General features: G+C 65.2%; 20 protein-coding genes. 7 read left to right on the forward strand and 13 right to left on the reverse strand.

Going from position 1 to position 20,440, the window contains the following annotated elements; genetic code table 11:
- Positions 1-22: 22 nt before the first annotated feature.
- The 5 genes from QX121_RS25300 to coxB form a co-directional block, all read right to left on the reverse strand.
- A complete protein-coding gene (locus QX121_RS25300) occupies positions 23-658 on the reverse strand; it encodes a cytochrome c oxidase assembly protein (RefSeq protein WP_315813321.1) in 636 nt (211 codons plus the stop codon).
- Between the two features lie 34 nt (positions 659-692).
- Positions 693-869, reverse strand: coding sequence for a CoxF protein (locus QX121_RS25305; protein WP_315735877.1), 177 nt, complete (start codon positions 867-869; stop codon positions 693-695).
- 20 nt (positions 870-889) lie between these two features.
- Positions 890-1,828, reverse strand: a complete 939-nt coding sequence (locus QX121_RS25310) for a heme o synthase (RefSeq protein ID WP_315813322.1) — start codon at positions 1,826-1,828, stop codon at positions 890-892.
- A gap of 158 nt (positions 1,829-1,986) precedes the next feature.
- Complete coding sequence (ctaD, locus tag QX121_RS25315) at positions 1,987-3,600, reverse strand: cytochrome c oxidase subunit I (protein ID WP_315735873.1); 1,614 nt, start codon at positions 3,598-3,600, stop codon at positions 1,987-1,989.
- 69 nt (positions 3,601-3,669) lie between these two features.
- Positions 3,670-4,506, reverse strand: a complete 837-nt coding sequence (gene coxB, locus QX121_RS25320) for a cytochrome c oxidase subunit II (RefSeq protein ID WP_315784764.1) — start codon at positions 4,504-4,506, stop codon at positions 3,670-3,672.
- A gap of 480 nt (positions 4,507-4,986) precedes the next feature.
- Between coxB and QX121_RS25325 the strand changes: the two genes are divergently transcribed.
- Entirely contained in the window at positions 4,987-5,616 is a 630-nt protein-coding gene (locus QX121_RS25325) for an invasion associated locus B family protein (RefSeq protein ID WP_315813323.1), read from the forward strand.
- An 84-nt stretch (positions 5,617-5,700) separates the two neighbouring features.
- Here QX121_RS25325 and QX121_RS25330 read toward each other — a convergent pair whose 3' ends face one another.
- Positions 5,701-6,201, reverse strand: a complete 501-nt coding sequence (locus QX121_RS25330) for a GNAT family N-acetyltransferase (protein WP_315735867.1) — start codon at positions 6,199-6,201, stop codon at positions 5,701-5,703.
- An 84-nt stretch (positions 6,202-6,285) separates the two neighbouring features.
- On the opposite strand from QX121_RS25330, the gene tldD reads away from it, so the two are divergent.
- The 4 genes from tldD to QX121_RS25350 all read left to right on the forward strand — a co-directional run bounded on the left by tldD (position 6,286) and on the right by QX121_RS25350 (position 9,496).
- Entirely contained in the window at positions 6,286-7,710 is a 1,425-nt protein-coding gene (tldD, locus tag QX121_RS25335; RefSeq protein ID WP_315735865.1) for a metalloprotease TldD, read from the forward strand.
- The gene (gene lepB / locus QX121_RS25340; RefSeq protein ID WP_315735863.1) at positions 7,707-8,498 is read left to right on the forward strand and encodes a signal peptidase I; all 792 of its coding nucleotides are present in this window, start codon (positions 7,707-7,709) and stop codon (positions 8,496-8,498) included. Before tldD ends, lepB begins: the two co-directional genes overlap by 4 nt.
- A gap of 13 nt (positions 8,499-8,511) precedes the next feature.
- Positions 8,512-8,850 (forward strand): MmcQ/YjbR family DNA-binding protein, encoded by a 339-nt coding sequence (locus QX121_RS25345; RefSeq protein ID WP_315778356.1) that lies wholly within the window; start codon positions 8,512-8,514, stop codon positions 8,848-8,850.
- A gap of 76 nt (positions 8,851-8,926) precedes the next feature.
- Entirely contained in the window at positions 8,927-9,496 is a 570-nt protein-coding gene (locus tag QX121_RS25350) for a nucleotidyltransferase family protein (RefSeq protein WP_315778357.1), read from the forward strand.
- Positions 9,497-9,592: 96 nt separating this feature from the next.
- Here QX121_RS25350 and QX121_RS25355 read toward each other — a convergent pair whose 3' ends face one another.
- The 3 genes from QX121_RS25355 to QX121_RS25365 form a co-directional block, all read right to left on the reverse strand.
- Positions 9,593-10,255, reverse strand: coding sequence for a PAN domain-containing protein (locus QX121_RS25355; protein WP_315778389.1), 663 nt, complete (start codon positions 10,253-10,255; stop codon positions 9,593-9,595).
- A 250-nt stretch (positions 10,256-10,505) separates the two neighbouring features.
- Positions 10,506-11,876 carry a glutamate--cysteine ligase gene (locus tag QX121_RS25360; protein ID WP_315813324.1) on the reverse strand — a complete coding sequence of 457 codons (1,371 nt, stop codon included), beginning with the start codon at positions 11,874-11,876 and terminating at the stop codon, positions 10,506-10,508.
- Between the two features lie 96 nt (positions 11,877-11,972).
- Positions 11,973-12,461: a helix-turn-helix domain-containing protein gene (locus QX121_RS25365; RefSeq protein ID WP_315813325.1), complete on the reverse strand. Its 489-nt coding sequence runs from the start codon at positions 12,459-12,461 to the stop codon at positions 11,973-11,975.
- 148 nt (positions 12,462-12,609) lie between these two features.
- Here QX121_RS25365 and gstA point away from each other — a divergent pair, with 148 nt between their 5' ends.
- Positions 12,610-13,224 (forward strand): glutathione transferase GstA, encoded by a 615-nt coding sequence (gstA, locus tag QX121_RS25370; RefSeq protein WP_315778359.1) that lies wholly within the window; start codon positions 12,610-12,612, stop codon positions 13,222-13,224.
- A gap of 327 nt (positions 13,225-13,551) precedes the next feature.
- Here gstA and QX121_RS25375 read toward each other — a convergent pair whose 3' ends face one another.
- From QX121_RS25375 to QX121_RS25390, 4 genes are all read right to left on the reverse strand, one after another.
- On the reverse strand, positions 13,552-15,765 hold the full coding sequence (locus QX121_RS25375; protein WP_315778361.1) for a 3-hydroxyacyl-CoA dehydrogenase NAD-binding domain-containing protein: 2,214 nt from the start codon (positions 15,763-15,765) through the stop codon (positions 13,552-13,554).
- A 152-nt stretch (positions 15,766-15,917) separates the two neighbouring features.
- Entirely contained in the window at positions 15,918-17,126 is a 1,209-nt protein-coding gene (locus tag QX121_RS25380) for an acetyl-CoA C-acetyltransferase (protein WP_315813326.1), read from the reverse strand.
- An 87-nt stretch (positions 17,127-17,213) separates the two neighbouring features.
- Positions 17,214-19,004 (reverse strand): acyl-CoA dehydrogenase C-terminal domain-containing protein, encoded by a 1,791-nt coding sequence (locus QX121_RS25385; protein ID WP_315813327.1) that lies wholly within the window; start codon positions 19,002-19,004, stop codon positions 17,214-17,216.
- 128 nt (positions 19,005-19,132) lie between these two features.
- Entirely contained in the window at positions 19,133-19,531 is a 399-nt protein-coding gene (locus tag QX121_RS25390; RefSeq protein WP_315735843.1) for a nuclear transport factor 2 family protein, read from the reverse strand.
- A 137-nt stretch (positions 19,532-19,668) separates the two neighbouring features.
- Here QX121_RS25390 and QX121_RS25395 point away from each other — a divergent pair, with 137 nt between their 5' ends.
- The gene (locus tag QX121_RS25395) at positions 19,669-20,256 is read left to right on the forward strand and encodes a PadR family transcriptional regulator (protein ID WP_315757610.1); all 588 of its coding nucleotides are present in this window, start codon (positions 19,669-19,671) and stop codon (positions 20,254-20,256) included.
- The last annotated feature ends 184 nt before the right edge of the window (positions 20,257-20,440 follow it).

The raw sequence follows: 20,440 nt of genomic DNA on the forward strand, positions 1-20,440 counted from the left end.
CGGACATCGGACGTCCGCGCGGTCACAGGTTGCCCCGCGGTTTGTCCGGCTCGCCCGCGGCGACCGGCTTGGGCTCGGCGTCGCGGACGGGATAGAAGGTGTAGGACAGCGTGATCGTCTTCAGCCCGTCATTCTCGTGATCGGCCGTGATCGCCGGATCGACGTAGAACACGACAGGCATCTCACGGGTCTCGCCCGGGGCCATGGTCTGTTCGGTGAAGCAGAAGCAGTTGATCTTCTGGAAATAGGCGCCCGACGTCAGCGGCGTCACGTTGTAGGCCGCCTGCGCCATGGTGGTGCGCGCCGCCTGGTTGGTGACCTTGTAGTAGACCGTGACCACCTCGCCGATCGCGACCTCGATCTCGGTCTTCTCCGGCTCGAACTTCCACGGCAGCCCGCCGGCGACATTGGCATCGAAACGGATGCCGATCCGGCGCGCCAGCGGCGCCGACGACGGCGCCGCGGTCGCGACCTGCGTGGTGCCGTTGAAGCCGGTGGCGCGGCAGAACCAGTTGTAGAACGGCACGGCGGCATAGGACGCGCCGACCATCAGCACCACGACGGCGCCGCAGATGCCGCCGACCAGCGCATCGCGGCCGAGGCCGCGGCGCGGCGCGGCCGGCGCTGTCGCCGGAACGATCTGGTCGGTTGTTTCCATTGCGGTCTGCTTCGCCCTGTCCTGCATCGCGTCTCTACATCGGCCGATTCAGCACCGCGGGACCCTTCACCATGGTCACCGCGAAGAACAGCACCACCAGCACGCCGAGCGCGAGCGCAATCGCGATCGAGCGGCGACGGCGGCTGCGCAGCTGCGCCTCGGTGAGGACGATGCCCTCCTGCTCGTTCGGATCTGCCATCGTGATCGCCATGTTTTCCAGTCTCGCGCCTCTTACCAGATCAGCGGCGCGATCATGCGCGCGACCGCTTCGAGCCCGAGCGTCGCGAACAGCGCGAACAGGTAAAGGATCGAGAAGGCGAACAGCCTGCGGTTGGCGCGCAGCGAGGCGCTGCGCTCGCGCTTGCGGAACACCTCGATCGCGAGCCATAGCATGCCGGCGCCGAGCGCCAGCGAGACGACGCCGTAGACGGCATCGAAATAGCCGAGCGGCCAGGGCGCCAGCGCGACCGCCACCAGCACGATCGTGTAGAGCAGGATCTGCAGCCGGGTCGCATCGGGGCCGGCGACCACCGGCAGCATCGGCACGCCGGCGCGGGCGTAATCGTCGCTGCGGAACAGTGCCAGCGCCCAGAAATGCGGCGGGGTCCAGAAGAAGATGATCAGGAACAGCCAGAGCGGCTCCGGCGCGATCGATCCGGTGGCCGACACCCAGGCGACCACCGGCGGCAGGGCGCCGGCGGCGCCGCCAATGACGATGTTCTGCGCGGTCCAGCGCTTCAGCCACAGCGTGTAGATCACGACGTAGAAGAAGATGGTGAAGGCGAGCAGCGCGCCGGCGAACCAGTTGACGAGGATGCCCAGCGTCAGCACCGAGAAGAACGACAGCGTGATGCCGAAGGCGAGGGCCTCCTGGCGGGTGACGCGGCCGCGCGGGATCGGGCGGTTGGCGGTGCGCGACATCAGCGAGTCGATGTCGCCTTCCAGCGCCATGTTCAGCGCCCCGGAAGCCCCGGCCCCGACCGCGATGCACAGCAGCGAGGTGATGGCGAGCACCGGGTGGAAATGGCCCGGAGCGATCAGCAGGCCGATCAACGCCGTAAAGATCACGAGCGACATCACCCTCGGCTTCAGGAGCGCGAGATAATCGCCGACATCGGCCTCGGAAATCCGCGGGCCGACGGCAATGGCGTTCTGATCGATGACCGACACGACGAATCCAGACTTCAATTCACAGGCTTCAATTCAAACGGCTCTGACGCAGGGCGTGCCAGAACCTCGATTCAAGACTCCATCCGGCAAACCATCGGGCGCACCACCGGCGGATATCGACGCGGCGCCGGATGGGCGCCGCGTCGGAGAGATCAGGCTCACTGCACCTTCGGCAGCACCTCGAACTGGTGGAACGGCGGCGGCGAGGACAGGGTCCATTCCAAGGTCGTCGCGCCCGGTCCCCACGGATTGTTCGCCGCCTGCTGCTTGCGCATGAAGGCGTCGACGACCCCGTAGATGAAGATCAGCACGCCGAAGGCCGAGATGTAGGAGCCGATCGACGACACCAGATTCCAGCCGGCATAGGCGTCGGGATAGTCGATGTAGCGGCGCGGCATGCCCGACAGGCCGAGGAAGTGCTGCGGGAAGAACACCAGGTTCACGCCGACGAAGGTGACCCAGAAGTGCGCCTTGGCGATGGTCTCGTTGTACATGTAGCCGAACATCTTCGGGAACCAGTAGTACCAGCCCGCGAAGATGGCGAACACGGCGCCGAGCGACAGCACGTAGTGGAAGTGCGCGACGACGTAATAGGTGTCCTGCAGCACGCGGTCGACGCCGGCATTCGCCAGCACGACGCCGGTGACGCCGCCGACCGTGAACAGGAAGATGAAGCCCACCGCCCACAGCATCGGCGCGCGGAATTCGATCGAGCCGCCCCACATCGTGGCGATCCAGGAGAAGATCTTCACGCCGGTGGGCACCGCGATCACCATGGTGGCGGCGACGAAATAGGCCTGCGTCGCCGAGGACATGCCGACCGTGTACATGTGGTGCGCCCATACCACGAAGCCGATGCCGCCGATCGCGACCATGGCGTAGGCCATGCCGAGATAGCCGAACACGGGCTTGCGCGAGAAGGTCGACACGATCTGGCTGATCATGCCGAAGCCGGGCAGGATCAGGATGTACACTTCCGGATGGCCGAAGAACCAGAACAGATGCTGGAACAGCAGCGGGTCGCCTCCGCCGGCCGGATCGAAGAAGGTGGTGCCGAAATTGCGGTCGGTCAGCATCATCGTGATGGCGCCGGCGAGCACCGGCAGCGACAGCAGCAACAGGAACACCGTCACCAGGATCGACCACACGAACAGCGGCATCTTGTGCAGGGTCATGCCCGGCGCACGCATGTTGAAGATCGTGGTGATGAAGTTGATCGAGCCGAGGATCGACGACGCACCGGCGAGATGCAGCGACAGGATCGCGAAATCCACCGCCGGTCCCGGATGACCCGAGGTCGACAGCGGCACATACATCGTCCAGCCGGCGCCGACGCCGTTGGCGCCGGGCTCGCCCTCGACGAATGTCGAGGTCAACAGCAGCGCGAACGAGGCCGGCAGCAGCCAGAACGAGATGTTGTTCATGCGCGGGAACGCCATGTCCGGCGCGCCGATCATCAGCGGCACCATCCAGTTGCCGAAGCCGCCGATCATCGCCGGCATGACCATGAAGAAGATCATGATCAGGCCGTGCGAGGTCACGAACACGTTGTAGGTGTGGTTCTCGTGAAAGAACTGCACGCCCGGATACATCAGCTCGATGCGGATCGCGACCGACATGACGAGGCCGATGATGCCGGCGCACACCGCGAAGATCAGATACATCGTGCCGATGTCTTTGTGGTTGGTCGAATAGATCCAGCGGCGCCATCCGGTCGGATGGTCGTGCGCGTGATCGTCATGGCCGGTCAGGGTCGTCGCGTTCGTCGCCATTGTCCAATCCTCAGTGTCCCCGTAGGCCGCGCGAGGCGGCCCTCAATCCTAAGCGCTCGTCCCCGTGCGTTACTGCGATATGCCCGCAGCCGACGCGTAGGTGCTCGCGGGCGCGCTCGCGTACTTCTTCTTGGCGTCCTCGACCCAGGCGGTGAATTCCTGGTCGCTCACGACGCGCACCGCGATCGGCATGTAGGCGTGATCCTTGCCGCACAGCTCGGAGCACTGGCCGTAATACATGCCGACCTTGGTCGCCTTGAACCAGGTCTCGTTGAGGCGGCCGGGAATGGCGTCGATCTTGATGCCGAAGGACGGCACGGCGAAGGAGTGGATGACGTCGGCGCCGGTGGTCTGGACGCGAATCACCTTGTTGACCGGCACGACCATCTCATTGTCGACCGCCAGCAGGCGCGGCTTCTTGTCCTGCGCCATCAGCGAGTCGAACTCGAACTTGCCGTTGTCGGGATAGGCGTAGCTCCAGTACCACTGCTTGCCGGTCGCCTTGATCGTGAGGTCGGCCTTCGGCACGTCGAGCTCGAGGAACAGCAGGCGGAACGACGGCACCGCAATGGTGACGAGGATCAGCACCGGGATCAGCGTCCACGCCACTTCGAGCAGCGTGTTGTGCGTGGTCCGCGACGGCACCGGATTGGCGCGCGCGTTGAACTTGACCACCACGGCGATCAGCAGCGCCAGCACGAACAGCGTGATGATGGTGATGATCGTCAGCAGCAGGCCGTGGAACCAAGTGATGTTCTCCATCACCGGCGTCGCAGCCTCCTGCAGCTTGACTTCCCATGGCGCCGGCTGCCCCGTTTCAGCAAACGCCGCTCCACCCGACACGAGCGTCATGCCCGTTACAGCCAACCCCAGCAAGGCGCTCAATTGGCCTTTCGACATCTTCATGCCGTCGCGCTCCCTTCAGAACTTTCCCCCTCAGCGCACCGCCCGCTTCACGCGGCGGCGCGCCGTTCGATCCGCTCTCCTGACAAATGGCCTTCGGGCGGATGCATAGAAAAGCACCTGGGCCAGTTCACTGGAATGACGAAATCTTTCTTCTCAAACCATAATTCTTGATCTATCGCAATGCAGTCTTGCGCCGGATATCGCGCGCCGTGCTGTTCGTCGCGACAAGCGTATTTTCCGGGAGATTGCCGCACGCCGTGATTTCGCGGGCAACGGGCGCTTGACAGGCGTGCGGCGCGATGTAGGCAAACGGGACACGGCCGTTTGCGAGGCTGATTCGGCGAGGCGCAGCGGCAGCGCCCACCGGGGTGCGGCCATATTTGGTATCGTTTCGTGCCGTACGCCGGTGACGCTGTCCTCAAGACGCCATCATTGCCGTATCATGGCGTCGGACGCGCAGATCACCCACAGGAAATTGTCATGGCACCGACCCGGATCAGGGTTTCAACGGACAGGACAGCTGACATGCCGACCCCAGCTGCGAATGACTCGCGCCGTTTGTACCGATTCAGCGCGGTGCGTGCGCGACTCACGCGTCTCGCCACAATGACCTCCGCCGCAGCAACGGCGATCGCGCTGATGGCCGCGACGGTGGTCGGCGTGCCGCACGCGGCGTTGGCACAGGGCGCGGTGCGCTCGGTGCATGGCGACTGGCAGATCCGCTGCGACACGCCGCCCGGCGCGCAGAGCGAGCAGTGCGCGCTGATCCAGAGCGTCGTGGCCGAGGACCGCTCCAATGCCGGCCTCACCGTGATCATGCTGAAGACCGCCGACCAGAAGAGCCGGCTGATGCGCGTGGTGGCGCCGCTCGGCGTGCTGCTGCCCTCCGGCCTCGGCCTGAAGCTCGACAACCAGGACGTCGGCCGCGCCGGCTTCGTGCGCTGCCTGCCCAATGGCTGCGTCGCCGAGGTGGTGCTGGAGGACAAGCTGCTCGGCCAGCTCAAGACGGCGAAGACCGCGACCTTCATCATCTTCGAGACGCCGGAGGAAGGGATCGGCTTCCCGCTGAGCCTCAACGGACTGGCCGAAGGCTTCGACAAGCTGCCCTGACGTTGGCCACGATTGACAGGCCCCTCCCGCGCACGATGCCGTGATCGAGCCGTGAGTTCGCGTCTGAATGCGCGCGCCGCGGCCTCAGCGCGGGCCGTCGAGCGCCAGCGCCATCACCAGCAGGGTCTTGTCGAACCCGTCATCGCCAGGCTCCCGCGGCTGCACCGCCTTGAGCAGGAATCCGGCCTTCTGGTACAGCCGGATAGCGTTGGTGTTGCTGCGGTAGACCGTGAGCTCGACACGCGAGAAGCCGGCCGCCCGCGCGGCCTCGAGCGCCGCCGCCATCAGTCGCCTGCCGAGGCCCTGGTGCCGGAACTGCGGCATTAGGCCCATGCCGAGCACCCCGATCCGGGCATCGATTGGCCCCGATTTGGGCGTCACATCGCACCAGCCGACCACCTCCCCGGCCGAGAGAGCGACGAATTGCGGATATCCCTCGTGGATGTTGTTCAGAATGAAGGCGCGCGTGGACTCCAGCGGCGGCGCCTGCACGAACGACAAATAGCGCCGCTCGCGCGCGACATGATCGAGCGTGCGGTGGAAGCTCTCGATGTGAGCGGACGTGATGGGAACGATCTCAACCATGTCAGTTCGGTAATCATCCAGCCCCTCGCGCCCCGGCGTCAAAACAACTATCTTGGAATGAACGCTCCGACAACGGATTGAAACATGACTGCTCCCACCACTTCCCTGCTCGAGCGCGCCAATCTGGATCGCGATGCGGTCCGGAGCGAGGTCGCGCGCGGCCTGGCCGGCGCCGATGACGGCGAATTGTTCTTCGAATACAGCCAGACCGAGGCGCTGACCTTCGACAATGGCCGGCTGAAGCAGGCGACCTACGACACCAGCCAGGGTTTCGGCCTGCGCGCGGTGAAGGACGACGCGGTCGGCTATGCCCATTCCTCCGACGTGTCGCTGCCGGCCCTGATGCGCGCCGCCGATGCGGTGAGCGCGGTCAGGGGCGGCTATTCCGGCACGTTCGCGAGCGCACCGCCGCACACCAACGTCCGGCTCTATGGCGACGACAATCCGCTGGACGCCCCGGGCTTCGAAACCAAGGTCAAGCTGCTCGGCGAGATCGACGCGTATCTGCGCGACAAGGATCCGCGCGTGCGCCAGGTGACGGTGAGCCTGGGCGCGACCTGGCAGGTCGTGGAGATCCTGCGGCCCGACGGCGAGAGCTATCGCGACATCCGCCCGCTGGTGCGCGTGAACATCTCCGTCGTCGCCGGCCAGGGTGATCGCCAGGAGAGCGGCGGCAAGGGCTATGGCGGCCGCGAGGCCTATGCGCGCTTCATCGAGACCAAGGCGTGGCGCGAGGCCGCCGACGGCGCGCTGCGCGAGGCGCTGGTCAACCTGGAGTCTGTCCCCGCCCCCGCCGGCGAGATGGACGTCGTGTTAGGGGCCGGCTGGCCCGGCGTGATGCTGCACGAGGCCGTCGGCCACGGCCTCGAGGGCGACTTCAACCGCAAGAAGACCTCGGCCTTTGCCGGACTGCTGGGCAAGCCGGTCGCCGCCAAGGGCGTCACCGTGGTCGATGACGGCACCATGGCCTCGCGCCGCGGCTCGCTGTCGATCGACGACGAGGGCACGCCGACCAGCCGTACCTTGCTGATCGAGGACGGCATTCTCGTCGGCTACATGCAGGACCGCCAGAACGCGCGGCTGATGAACATGGCGCCGACCGGCAACGGCCGCCGCCAGGGCTACGCACATGTGCCGATGCCGCGCATGACCAACACCTACATGCTGGCCGGCGAGCACGACCCGGCCGAAATCATCGCATCCGTCAAGAACGGCATCTATGCCGTCAATTTCGGCGGCGGCCAGGTCGACATCACCTCGGGCAAATACGTCTTCCAGTGCACCGAGGCCTACAGGATCGAGAACGGCAAGGTCGGTGCGCCGGTGAAGGGCGCGATGCTGATCGGCAACGGCCCGACGGATTTGAACCGCATCAGCATGATCGGCAACGATCTGTCGCTCGATACCGGCATCGGCACCTGCGGCAAGAACGGCCAGGGCGTGCCGGTCGGCGTCGGTCAGCCGACGCTTCGCATGGATCGCATCACCGTTGGAGGCACGGGCCGATGAGCCTCGACAAGATGTCCACGAGCAAGATCGGAACCAAGGCCGTGCGCAAGGAAACCACTTGGGGCGGTCAGCTTGCGCAACTCGCCGCCGTGGTGATGGTGGTGTTCGTCGCCAAGGGCGCGATCGCCGAGCCGTTCTACGTGCCGTCCGGCTCGATGGAGCCGACCCTGATGATCGGCGACGCCCTGCTGGCGTCGAAATTCCCCTATGGCTACGGCACCTCGTCGCTGCCGATGCAGATCACGCTGCCGGAGACGGGACGCCTGTTCGGCGAGACGCCGAAGCGCGGCGACGTCGTCGTGTTCCGCTGGCCGGGCGACAACTCGCAGGCCTGGGTCAAGCGCGTCGTCGGCCTGCCCGGCGACCGCATCCAGATGCGCCAGGGCCAGCTCTACATCAACGGCCAGGCAGCCGCGCTGAAGCCGGACGGCATCGGCGATGCCGAGGACGACACCGGCCGCAACGAGCCGGCCTATCGTTACGTCGAGACGCTGCCGAACGGCGTGTCGCATTTGATCTTCAAGATGCGCGACAACGGCCGGCTCGACAACACCCCGGAGGTGACCGTTCCGCCCGGCAAGCTGTTCGTGCTCGGCGATAACCGCGACAACTCCGCCGACAGCCGCGTTGCCTTGCGCGACGGCGGCGTTGGCCTGCTGCCGATCGACAACCTCGTGGGCCGCGCCGATGCCGTGGTCGGCTCCTGGGACCTCGGCTTCAAGAACCAGCCGGTCTGGGCCTGGCTGTCGGGCTTCCGGCTGGATCGCTTCTTCACCGCGGTGCGCTGAGCGGATCGCGGCCGTGACCTTCGACGATGTCAGGGCGCTTGCGCTGACATGGCCGGAGGTCGAGGACGGCACGTCCTACGGGACGCCCGCGCTGAAGGTGCGCAAGAAGATGCTGGCGCGGCTGAAGGAGGACGGGGACAGCCTCGTCCTGCCCGGCGTACTGCTGGATGAACGCGCGATGCTGGTCGAGACGCGCCCAAAGCTGTTCTATTTCACCGATCACTACCGCGACTATCCGATCGTGTTGCTGCGCCTGTCGAAGGCGAAGCGCGCCGACGCAGAGCCGCTGTTGCGCCGGCAGTGGCGGGCCCTGGCGTCAAGGAGAGCCGTAGCCGTGTTCGATCGCGGCTGAAACGGGCTGCACGCCGTTCTCCATCTCGTGTATTGAACGTGTCGACGGCACCCATGTTCTGATGCCTTCGACCATCATGACCAAAGACGATTTCATCGCAGCCGCGCTGCGCAACCCCGTCAACACCGCGATCATGCGCGTGCTGCGTGAAACGGCCGTGCCCGATGCCTGGGTCGTCGCCGGCTGCCTGACTCAGAGCGTCTGGAACGTGCGGACCGGCCGTCCGATCGATCACGGCATCAACGACTACGACATCTTCTATTTCGATCCGGATACGTCGTGGGATGCTGAGGACGCCGTCATCCGGCGCATCACATCCTGCCTCCATGACATCGAAGCCAAGGTGGAGGTGCGCAACCAGGCCCGCGTCCATCTCTGGTATCCCGCCAAGCACGGTCGTCCCTACTCCGCCGTGTCGCGATCAACCGATGGAATCGACCGGTTTCTCACCGTCAACACGCAGGTCGGGCTCCGCCCCGCCGCCGATGGATATGAGCTCTATGCGCCCAAGGGCCTCGGTGACATCGCGCAGATGATCGTGCGGCCGAACCACACGGCCAATTTCTCGGCGACGAACTACATCGCCAAGGCGGAACGTTGGAAGGCACTGTGGCCTGAGATCACCGTGATCGTCGCGGAAGACTAACATTGTTGGACCAACACGTGAAACGACAGGGACGCAGGCATCTTCGTTTGCCGTCCTATAGCCGGCCCGCAAAATAGCGGCCCTCGTCGCCCCGCGCTATCGCACCACGCCTGACGTGAACCCCGCGCGGCGCCGCGGCGGCTTGATCTCCTTCTTCAGGAAGCAATGCGCCTCCTTGCCGGCATAGCCGGGCCGCGCGAAGGTCCAGGCCCGGCATTTGTTGTCGCCTGTGCAAGCAGCCTTGCAGATCTCCTCGGCGTCGGCGGCCTTCTCTTCCTTCTTGTCCGCCGCCTTGTCACCGCTGCTCTTGTCGCCCTTGTCGGCGGCCTTCTCGGCCTTGTCGCCGCCCTTCAGATCGGTGGTCTTGATGTCGAAGCTGCGGTAGTCGCCGCCGGGACGGTCGATCGACGTCTCGACCGCATCGTTGCGGATCTCGACGACGCCCGCGCCACGCACGCCGGAAACGCAGCAATTGTCCGGCACGCGCGCCGGCACGCTGTTCTTGAGCCAGCACACCGCACCCGCTTCCATCACGGTCGGATAGTTGAAGCTCCAGGCGCGGCACCGCCGGTCGTGCTCGCACAGCAGCGCGCAATCGGCCGGGTCGCCGGAGGTGATCGGCGCGCTCATATAGTCGCCGCCGGGGCGATCGGAATAGGTCTGGGCTGAAGCCGGCGTCAGGCACACAGCCGCGAACAGGCACGCCAGTGCCCTCAGCCATGCCCCGATGAAGCGCCCCACGCGCCGCCGCTGAACCATCCGACCCATTGTTAATGTTCGAGTTTTCTTGCGAGTTTTTAGGCAGTCATTTGATCGCCATGAACCTGTATGGCGGATGAACGGCTCGGACCGGTGGGAGCAGCGGAAGGCAACGCAGCGGCGCCCAGGCGCTGAATCGAACCTGGGACACAAATCGCAACAAAAAACAGCGGACCCAAGCCGCCAGCCGCCTCAACGTGGAGCAGACGGCGCAGCGAACCTGCGACGGTCGCAGGCTCAGCCGTTCCGATCAGAACGCATATTCGTCGTAGGCCGGCTCGACCGAGCCACCCCACGGGCCGTCGAACTTCTCCAGCATCTCCTCGGCCGGCGAGCGGCCGGAATCGATGATCTGGTCGAGCGGCTCGAGATAGCGGCTCTCGTCGCGGCCGAGATGGTCGATGCGGCCGCGCCGGCGCAGGCCGAGATGCGCCAGGGTGAGGCATTCCTTGGCGATCTCGAACACGTAGCGATTGCGAATACGCGCCTTGAAGCCGAGGCGCGGCACGTCGTCGCGCAGGTTCTGGCGCTCGAACGCGGTCCAGGTCTTGACCAGGTCCCAGGCCGCGTCGAGGCTGACGTCGTCGTAGAGCAGGCCGCCCCAGAACGCCGGCAGCGCCGGCAGCCGGCCCCACGGCACACCGTCGGCACCGCGCATTTCCAGATAGCGCTTCAGGCGCACCTCCGGGAAGATCGTCGAGAGGTGATTGGCCCAATCCGACAGCGTCGGACGCTCGCCCGGCATCGCCGGGTTCTTGCCTTCGAAGAAGTCGCGGAACGAGGTGCCGGAGACGTCGATATAGGTCTCCTCGCGTTTCACGAAATACATGGGAACATCGAGCGCGTAGTCGACCCAGCGCTCGAAGCCCATGCCGTCCTCGAACGCCCACGGGATCATGCCCGAGCGCTGATTGTCAGTGTCGCGCCAGATCTCGGAGCGGAACGACAGGAAGCCGTTCGGCTTGCCTTCGGTGAATGGCGAATTGGCGAACAGCGCGGTCGCGATCGGCTGCAGCGCCACCGAGACCCTGAGCTTCTTGACCATGTCGGCTTCGGAGGAGAAGTCGAGATTGGTCTGCACGGTGCAGGTCCGGTACATCATGTCGAGGCCGTAACGGCCGACCTTCGGCATGTAGCTGGTCATGATCTTGTAGCGGCCCTTGGGCATCAGAGGAATTTCGGCGCGCGACCAGGACGGCGTCATGCCCAAGCCGAGAAAGCCGATGCCGAGCGGAGTTGCGATCTCGCGTACCTGCGCCAGATGCGCCATCAGCTCCGCATGCGTCTGATGCACGGTCTCGACCGGCGCGCCCGACAATTCGAACTGGCCGCCGGGCTCCAGCGAGATGGCACCGCCGCCGGTGACGTCATAGAGCCCGATGATGTTGCCGCGCTCCATGATCGGCTCCCAGCCGAGCAGGAGCTTCATGCCTTCGAGCAGCGCGCCGATGCCGCGCGCACCCTCGTAAGGGACCGGGCGGTGACCGTCGAGCGTGAACGGCGTCTTCTCGTGCTCGGTCCCGATGCGGAAGGCGGACGGCGGCTTCACGCCGGCCGCGAGCCACGCCACCAGCTCGTCGCGCGACTGCAGCGGGGTCATATCGATCTGGTCACGCGCCATGGGAGTCTCGGTTCAGAAGCGCTTCGAGGGTCGCGCGTGGTGACAGGAAAGGCCGCGGACCCCAGGGGGCCGCGGATGTGAATGGGAACGGATGCTTCATCGGCTCGCCGCGCCCTCTCCAGCCGCCAACGGAGCGGCCTGACCACAGGAGCAGCCAAGCCGATCCAGCAGCATGCAAAGCTTGGCGGCGTCGGTATCCGACAGCTTGGAGCCGACATGCTTCTCGATCGCGGCGGAATAGGCCGACCACATCCGCTTCTGCAGTTCGCGTCCGGCCTCGGTGATCTCGACGAACTGGCCGCGCTTGTCCATCTTGCATTCGCGCCGGACGACCAGACCTTCTTCGACCAGCCGGTCGATCAGCCGGGAAGTGGAATATTGCGGGATCAGCATCTGCCGCTCGAGCTCGACCGGGCGCAGCTCGCCCGCGGGCGCCCGGGACAGCTCCAGCAGCGCATCATACCAGGCGAGCGGCGGAAAACCGGCCTTCTTCAGCTCCTGCTCGACGCAGTCCAGCACCCGGCTCTGGACCCGCATCAGGCGGATCCAGGCGGCGGTCGCCTCGGTCGATGGTTTGCGTTTCATGGGCCGGCTCGTATCCTTCAGGTCCTCGTTCTAGCGCATTCGATGCACCTGCATCAATCTTGACTATTCCATGCAAGTGCATGTAAGGGCGGGTGTGACGCCGCGATCGGTTCCAACCACGACGATGGTCTCACGGAGGGAATACCCAATGAAGCTTTATTATTCACCCGGCGCCTGCTCGCTCTCGCCCCACATCGCCCTGCTCGAGGCCGGCCTGCCCTACGATCTCGTCAAGGTCGACCTGCGCGCCAAGACCCTGGAAAATGGCGACGATTACCTCAAGGTCAATCCGAAGGGCCAGGTGCCGGCGCTCGGGTTGCCGAGCGGCGAGATCGTGACCGAAGGCCCGGTCATCGTCCAGATGATCGCCGACCGGGCGGCGACCAAGAACCTCGCCCCGGCGCGCGACAGCGGCGAGCGCTACAAGCTCTTGGAGTGGCTGAACTTCATCACCTCGGAGCTGCACAAGAATTTCAGCCCGATGTTCTCGCCGGTGCTCTCCGACGACGCCAAGGCGTTCTTCAAGGACCGCGTGATGGGCAAGTTCAAATATATCGACGGCCAGCTTGCCGGCCACGACTATCTGATGGGCCAGCAGTTCACGGTCGCCGACGGCTATCTGTTCACCATCCTGACCTGGGCGGACCGGATGAAGTTCGACCTGTCGGCGATGCCGAATCTGGTGGCCTACAAGAACCGCGTCGCCGCGCGGCCGAAGGTGCAGGAGGCGCTGACGAAGGAAGGGCTGATGAAGGCGGGGTGAGGGTTTGCTTCTTACGAAGCGATTGCGACGCCACGAAGCCGGTGAGCTCCCCTCCCCCTTGCGGGGAGGGGTCGGGGGTGGGGGTCCACACGATGACTCCCGCTGAGTCCACCGACCTGCGTGCTCCATCGCGACCGCGAGAACGCAGGACGGACGCTATCCCCTCTGCAGACTACGCTCGTGATAAAAAGGCCGGCGCGGCGAGGGATGTCTCCAGGACTGTGAGACCTTTTCCTGAGACCCCCACCCCCGACCCCTCCCCGCAACGGGGAGGGGAGCGCACCGTCGATGCGGTGCTATCGAGACTCATCAGGCAGCCCGCAATCGTCAAGCCGCCGCCTTCTTCGGCGGAAAGCGGCCGTAGAAGGTTTCGCCCTTGGCGGCCATCTCTTCCAGCAGCTTCGGCGGGGCGAAGCGCGAGCCGTACTTCTCTGTGAACTTGTGGCACAGCTCGACGAACTTCTTCGTGCCCATGAAGTCGATGTAGGACAGCGTGCCGCCGGTGAACGGCGCGAAGCCGAAACCGAGGATGGAGCCGACATCGGCCTCGCGCACGTCGGTGATGACGTGGTCCTCGACGGTGCGCGCAGCCTCCACCGCCTGCACCACCAGGAAGCGCTGCTTCAGCTCCTCGACGTCTAGCGTGTCGGGATCGAGATGCTTGGGCTGCAGCTTGGCGAGATCCGGCCACAGGCTCTTCTGACCCTTGCCCTTCTCGGGATAGTCGTAAAAGCCTTTGGCGTTCTTGCGGCCGAAGCGACCCTGCTTCTCGACCAGCTCGACCATCAGCTTCTTGTGGTCCTGGTTGATCGCGTTGGGTCCGAGATCGTGCTCGGTCGCCTTCATGATCTTGAGGCCGAGATCGAGCGCGACCTCGTCCGACAGCGACAGCGGGCCAACCGGCATGCCGGCCATCTTGGCCGCGTTCTCGATCATCGCCGGCGGCACGCCTTCGAGGAACATCTCGTTGCCCTCGGCGATGTAGCGCATCACGCAGCGGTTGGCGAAGAAGCCGCGGGAGTCGTTGACCACGATGGGCGTCTTGCCGATGGTGCGGACATAGTCGAGCGCGGTCGCCAGCGCGACGTCGCCGGTGGCCTTGCCCATGATGATCTCGACCAGCATCATCTTCTCGACCGGCGAGAAGAAGTGGATGCCGATGAAGCGGCCCTGGTCCTTGAACTCCTCGGCCAGCGAGGTGATCGGCAAGGTCGAGGTGTTGGAGGCGAAGATCGCGCCGTCCTTCAGATGCTGCTGCGCCTTGGCGTAGGTCTCGGCCTTGACCTTGCGGTCCTCGAACACGGCCTCGATGACCAGGTCGCAATCCTTCAGCGCGGCGTAGTCGGCGGTCGCGGTGATGCGGCCCATGATCGCCTCCGCCTCGCCCGGCTTGGCGCGGCCCTTCTTGACCAGACCATCGACCACGCTCTGGGCATGCGCCTTGCCCTTGTCGGCGCTCTCCTGGTCGCGGTCGATCAGCACGACCTCGAGGCCACCGCGCGCCGAGACGTAGCCGACGGATGCGCCCATGAAGCCGGCGCCGATCACGGCGATCTTCTTCAGCTTGCTTGGCGGCACGTCGGCCGGACGACGCGCGCCCTTGTTCAACTCCTGCATCGACAGGAACAGGCTGCGGATCATCGCTGCGGCTTCCTTGGAGCGCAGGATGTGGGCGAAGTAGCGCGACTCGACGCGCAGCGCGGCGTCGATCGGCAACTGCAGGCCCTCATAGACGCAGCTCATGATCGCGCGCGCGGCCGGATAGTTGTCGTAGGTCTCGCGGCGGTAGATGGCGTTGCCGGCCGGGAACATCATCATGCCGTTCTTCGAGAACACCGGGCCGCCCGGCAGCTTGAAGCCCTTCTCGTCCCACGGCTGAACGGCCTTGCCGCCGCCCTTGATCCAGTCCTTGGCGGCCTTGATGAGGTCAGCCGCCGGAACGATGGCGTCGACCAGCTTCAAGGCCTTGGCCTTGTCGAGCGTCAGCGCCTCGCCCTTCAACAGCAGGTTCATCGCGTCCTGCGGCTGCACGATGCGCGGCACGCGCTGGGTGCCGCCGGCGCCGGGGAACAGGCCGACCTTGATCTCGGGCAGGCCGAGACGGGTCTTCGGGTTCTCGGCCGCGACGCGGTGATGGCAGGCCAAGGTCAGCTCGAAGCCGCCGCCGAGCGCGAGGCCGTTGATCGCGGCGACCCACGGTTTGCCCGACGTTTCCATAGCCCGGTAGATCTGCGAGAAGCGCCGGCTGTTGTCGAACAGCATCTGGTTGGCGGCTTCCTCGCCCTTGCCCTTCAGCACCTCGGCATAGGTGCGGTTCATGCCCTCGAGCATGGACAGGTCGGCGCCGGCGCAGAACGCCTCCTTGGCCGAGGTGATGACGACGCCCTTGATGGCGGCGTCAGCAGTGGTCTCCTTGACGATGGTCTCGAGTTCGATCGCCGAGGTCTCGTCCAGCACGTTCATCGAACGTCCCGGAATGTCCCAGGTGATCAGCGCAATGCCGTCGGCATCGGTTTCGAGTTTGAAGTTCTTGAAGGCCATATTGATCTCCCTCGGTGCCAGCAGCCGGTCGGCGCGGCGTTGTCCTGAAATCGTAGGGTGGGCAAAGGCGCCCTTGCGCCGTGCCCACCGACGGTGTCGATGAAGACGATGGTGGGCACGCTTCGCTTTGCCCACCCTACGTTAGGAGTTCGTCACACCCGCTCAATGATGGTCGCGGTGCCCATGCCGCCACCGATGCACAGCGTGACCAGGGCGGTGGCCTTATCGGTGCGCTCCAATTCGTCGAGCACGGTGCCCAGGATCATCGCGCCAGTGGCGCCGAGCGGATGGCCGAGCGCGATGGCGCCGCCATTGACGTTGATCCTGTCCTTGTCGATCTCGAACGCCTGCATGTAGCGCAGCACGACCGAGGCGAACGCCTCGTTGAGCTCGAACAGGTCGATGTCCGAGGTCTTCATGCCGGAGCGCTCGAACAGCTTCTCGGTGACGTCGACCGGGCCGGTCAGCATCATCGCGGGCTCCGAGCCGATATTGGCGAAGGCGCGGATTTTCGCGCGCGGCTTCATGCCATACTTCGCCCCGGCCTCCTTGCTGCCGAGCAGCACCGCGCCGGCGCCGTCGACGATGCCCGAGGAGTTGCCGGCGTGATGCACGTAGTTGACGCGCTCGATCTCCGGATGCGACTGGATCGCCACTGCATCGAAGCCGCCCATCTGCGCCATCGCCGCGAATGACGGCTGCAGCTGCGCCAGCGACTGCATCGTCGTCGACGGGCGCATGTGCTCGTCCTTGGCGAGGATGGTCAGGCCGTTGATGTCCTTGACCGGAACGACAGACTTGTCGAAGCGGCCTTCCTCCCAGGACTTCGCCGCGCGCTGCTGGCTCTGCACCGCGTAGGCGTCGACGTCGTCGCGCGAGAAGCCGTACTTCGTCGCGATCAGATCGGCGGAGACACCCTGCGGCATGAAGTAGGCCGGCACCGCCATCGACGGGTCCATCGGCCAGGCGCCGCCGGAGGCGCCGATGCCGACGCGGCTCATCGACTCCGCGCCGCCGCCGATGACCAGCTCATGCTGGCCGCTCATGATCTGCGCGGCGGCGAAATTCACGGCGTCGAGGCCGGAGGCGCAGAAGCGGCTGATCTGAATGCCCGGGACGGCGTCGCCGAGACCCGCATTCAGCGCGGCGAAACGCGCGATGTCCGAGCCGGCCTCGCCGACCGGATCGACCACGCCGAGCACGACGTCATCGACCGCGTCCTCGGGAATGTTGTTGCGGTCCTTGAGCGCCTTCAAAGGCACCGTGGCGAGCGCGAGCGCGGTCACCTCATGCAGGCTGCCATCGGATTTGCCGCGGCCGCGGGGGGTACGCACGTGGTCGTAGATAAAGGCCTCAGGCATCACGCCCTCCTCATCTGATCGGATTCGTTGTTGTTGGTGTTCGACGGTAGCCGGCGCGCGAGCAGCGCACCGGCTCCCGCCGCAGCATCAGAAGGCTTCCGCCGGCAGCTCCATCACGGTCGCACAGCCGGCCTGCAGGCGGGCGAGATGCGCGGCCGTCTCAGGGATCACGCGCTCCATGAAGAATCGGCCCGTGACCAGCTTCGTGGTCAGATAGGTCGATCTGTCGCCGGCCGCAATCTTGTCCTGCGCGACCTTGGCCATCTTCGCCCACATGTAGCCGAAGGTGACCAGCGCGAAGAGATGCATGTAGTCGGTCGCGGCGGCGCCGGCATTGTCCGGCTTGGTCATCGCGTTCTGCATCAGCCACGTCGTGGCCTGCTGCAGATGGCCGAGCGCGGTCGACAACGGGGCGACGAACGGCTTCATCGCATCATTGCCGCCCTGCTCCTTGGCGAACGAGCCGACCTCGGCGAAGAACGCCATCACGGCGCGGCCGCCGTCGCGCGGCAGCTTGCGGCCGACGAGATCCAGCGCCTGGATGCCGTTGGCGCCCTCGTAGATCATCGCGATGCGGGCATCGCGCACGAACTGCTCCATGCCGTGCTCGGCGATGTAGCCGTGGCCTCCATACATCTGCTGCGCCTGCACCGCGTTGGCGAAGCCCATGTCGGTCATGTAGCCCTTCATGACCGGGGTCATCAGGCCCATGTGGTCGTCGGCGGCCTGGCGGTCCTTCGGGTCCTGCGAGCGGTGCGCGACGTCGCTCTTCAGCGAGGTCCACACCACCATGGCGCGCGCGGCCTCGTTGAAGGCGCGGATCGACAGCAGGGTGCGACGCACGTCGGGATGCACGATGATCGGATCGGCCGCCTTGTCCGGCGCCTTGGCACCGGTCAGCGAACGGCCCTGGATGCGCTCGCGGGCATAGGCGACCGCGTTCTGATAGGCGACCTCGGACTGCGCGAGCCCCTGCACGGCGACGCCGAGCCGGGCCTCGTTCATCATCACGAACATGCCCTGCATGCCCTTGTTCTCTTCGCCGATCAGCCAGCCGGTGGCGTTGTCGTAGTTCATCACACAGGTCGAGTTGCCGTGGATGCCCATCTTGTGCTCGATCGATCCGCAGGTCACTCCGTTGCGCGCGCCGACGGTGCCGTCCGGATTGACCATGAATTTCGGCACAACGAACAGCGACACGCCCTTGATGCCGGCGGGCGCGCCCTCGATGCGGGCGAGCACGAGATGGATGATGTTGGAGGCCAAGTCGTGCTCGCCGGCCGAGATGAAGATCTTGGTGCCGGAGATCTTGAAGCTACCGTCGGGCTGGCGCACCGCCTTGGTGCGCAAGAGACCGAGATCGGTGCCGCAATGCGGCTCGGTGAGGTTCATGGTGCCGGTCCACTCGCCCGCCACCATCTTCGGCACGTAGGTCTTCTTCTGCTCCTCGTTGCCATGCACGATCAGCGCGGCGGTGGCGCCCATGGTGAGGCCGCCATACATCGAGAACGCCATGTTGGCAGAGCACTGGAATTCGTTGACGGTCTGGCTCAATGTCACCGGCAGGCCCTGCCCGCCATATTCGGTCGGCGCCGACAGGCCGAGCCAGCCGCCCTCGACGATCTGCTTGTAGGCCTCCTTGAAGCCCTTCGGCGTGGTCACGCTGCCGTCGTCATGGCGCTTGCAGCCTTCGAGATCGCCCACGCGATTCAGGGGGTGCAGCACCTCTTCGGCGAGCTTGGCGGCCTCGCCGAGGATCGCCTCGCGGACATCGGCCGAGGCATCGGAGAAGCCCGGCAGATTGTCGTAGCGGTCGATCTGGAACACGTCGTTGAGCAGGAAGGTGACATCTTCCACGGGGGCTTTGTAGATCGGCATCGGCGTCTCCGGCAGGAAGGCTGAAGTTTCAGACTGAAATTGTGCGGACGCGGCAGGCAATGCTGGCCGCGGACTGTAGCGATTTCTAAGAGCTTGCGGCAGCCATTCGTTTGCGGCTGTCGGTCACATCACGACGGCTTGCTCATCGCGGCCAGCTGTTCGCCCATCAGGCGGTGCAGCAAATTGATCGCCTTGAGCGGGCGCACCATCACCTTGAAGTGAGTAATCCGACCGGCGTCATCGAAAGTGATGATGTCGACGCCATTGAGCTTGATGCCTTCGATCTCGTTCTCGAATTCGAGCACGGCGCCCGTGGCGTTACGCCACTCCCCGACATATTTGAATCCGGGACCGCCTAAGACTTTCTCAGCACTCGCGAGATATTTGAAGGTGATGTCGCGGCCGCGCTGCGGCGTATGCACGACGGGACTCTCGAACACGGCGTCGGGGTGCAGCAGCTCCCGCAGCGCGCCGAGATCGTGAGACCTCATATAGCCGTACCATCCATCGAGGCCGGTCATTGTCATTGGGCGTCTCCTCGGGGCGGAACAGGCCAGCACCACAACCACCCCATATGCACATTGACGCATATGCGCTAATGTGCATAATGTCAAGCGTGGAGCGGGGCAGAACACGATCAGAAAAACGGGAGCAATTTCCGGCCATGGCCCTTGGCGACGCCATCCTCGCCTGCCTCACCGAACATCCGATGACGGGCTACGAGCTCGCCAAGACGTTCGATTCCTCGATCGGCTTCTTCTGGAAGACGGACCACCAGCAGATCTACCGCGAGCTGTCGCGGCTGCGCGACCGCGGCTACATCCAGGGTCGCGAGGTGGTGCAGACCGGCAAGCCCAACAAGCTGGTCTACACATTGACCGCGGAGGGCCGCGCGGCGTTTCGCAGCTGGGCGGCGCGGCCGAGCACGCCGGCCTCGACGAAGGACGATCTTCTCGTCCGGCTCTATGCACTGGGCGCCGCCGACATCGGGCCGATCCGGGCCGACCTGATGGCGCGGCTCGAGCATCATCGCGACCGCGCCGAGCGCTACGATCGCATCCTCAAGAAGCATTATGCGGACGGCAACGTGGCCCCGGCCGATATGGGCAAGCTCCTCAACCTGCGTCTCGGCCTGCGCCACGAACGCATGGTGGCCGAATGGTGCGAGGAAGCGATCACCGCGCTGTCGACGATATCCGGCGCCAGCAGCGCACGATCGCTCGATCCATCATCGCGTGAAAATGCCGGCTGATACCCGCCGTTCGATAGGGCAAAACTTCTGACCGCGCCGGCGGTAAACTTAACCCGTTATTTACCGTAAAAGTCAAAAGTCGGGACCTGGAGCAGACGATCTGCGCGGACCCGTTCATGTTCATGTCCGGGACGCGTGGAGAGGCTGGAGGCGCTTGGTGGAGCGCTGGAAGCGGAACCGGACG

The sequence above is a fragment of the Bradyrhizobium sp. SZCCHNR2028 genome (assembly GCF_032380995.1).
Lineage (GTDB): Bacteria > Pseudomonadota > Alphaproteobacteria > Rhizobiales > Xanthobacteraceae > Bradyrhizobium.

Excerpts from the sequence above, each read along its gene's own strand:
- QX121_RS25385 (WP_315813327.1), bottom strand. The coding sequence starts at position 19,004 with ATGCCGATCTACAAAGCCCCCGTGGAAGATGTCACCTTCCTGCTCAAC.
- lepB (WP_315735863.1), top strand. The coding sequence starts at position 7,707 with ATGAGCCTCGACAAGATGTCCACGAGCAAGATCGGAACCAAGGCCGTG.
- QX121_RS25380 (WP_315813326.1), bottom strand. The coding sequence starts at position 17,126 with ATGCCTGAGGCCTTTATCTACGACCACGTGCGTACCCCCCGCGGCCGC.
- QX121_RS25365 (WP_315813325.1), bottom strand. The coding sequence starts at position 12,461 with ATGAAACGCAAACCATCGACCGAGGCGACCGCCGCCTGGATCCGCCTG.
- QX121_RS25330 (WP_315735867.1), bottom strand. The coding sequence starts at position 6,201 with ATGGTTGAGATCGTTCCCATCACGTCCGCTCACATCGAGAGCTTCCAC.
- gstA (WP_315778359.1), top strand. The coding sequence starts at position 12,610 with ATGAAGCTTTATTATTCACCCGGCGCCTGCTCGCTCTCGCCCCACATC.
- coxB (WP_315784764.1), bottom strand. The coding sequence starts at position 4,506 with ATGAAGATGTCGAAAGGCCAATTGAGCGCCTTGCTGGGGTTGGCTGTA.
- QX121_RS25390 (WP_315735843.1), bottom strand. The coding sequence starts at position 19,531 with ATGACAATGACCGGCCTCGATGGATGGTACGGCTATATGAGGTCTCAC.
- QX121_RS25325 (WP_315813323.1), top strand. The coding sequence starts at position 4,987 with ATGGCACCGACCCGGATCAGGGTTTCAACGGACAGGACAGCTGACATG.
- ctaD (WP_315735873.1), bottom strand. The coding sequence starts at position 3,600 with ATGGCGACGAACGCGACGACCCTGACCGGCCATGACGATCACGCGCAC.
- QX121_RS25355 (WP_315778389.1), bottom strand. The coding sequence starts at position 10,255 with ATGGTTCAGCGGCGGCGCGTGGGGCGCTTCATCGGGGCATGGCTGAGG.
- QX121_RS25300 (WP_315813321.1), bottom strand. The coding sequence starts at position 658 with ATGGAAACAACCGACCAGATCGTTCCGGCGACAGCGCCGGCCGCGCCG.
- QX121_RS25305 (WP_315735877.1), bottom strand. The coding sequence starts at position 869 with ATGGCGATCACGATGGCAGATCCGAACGAGCAGGAGGGCATCGTCCTC.
- QX121_RS25350 (WP_315778357.1), top strand. The coding sequence starts at position 8,927 with ATGACCAAAGACGATTTCATCGCAGCCGCGCTGCGCAACCCCGTCAAC.
- QX121_RS25360 (WP_315813324.1), bottom strand. The coding sequence starts at position 11,876 with ATGGCGCGTGACCAGATCGATATGACCCCGCTGCAGTCGCGCGACGAG.
- tldD (WP_315735865.1), top strand. The coding sequence starts at position 6,286 with ATGACTGCTCCCACCACTTCCCTGCTCGAGCGCGCCAATCTGGATCGC.
- QX121_RS25395 (WP_315757610.1), top strand. The coding sequence starts at position 19,669 with ATGGCCCTTGGCGACGCCATCCTCGCCTGCCTCACCGAACATCCGATG.
- QX121_RS25375 (WP_315778361.1), bottom strand. The coding sequence starts at position 15,765 with ATGGCCTTCAAGAACTTCAAACTCGAAACCGATGCCGACGGCATTGCG.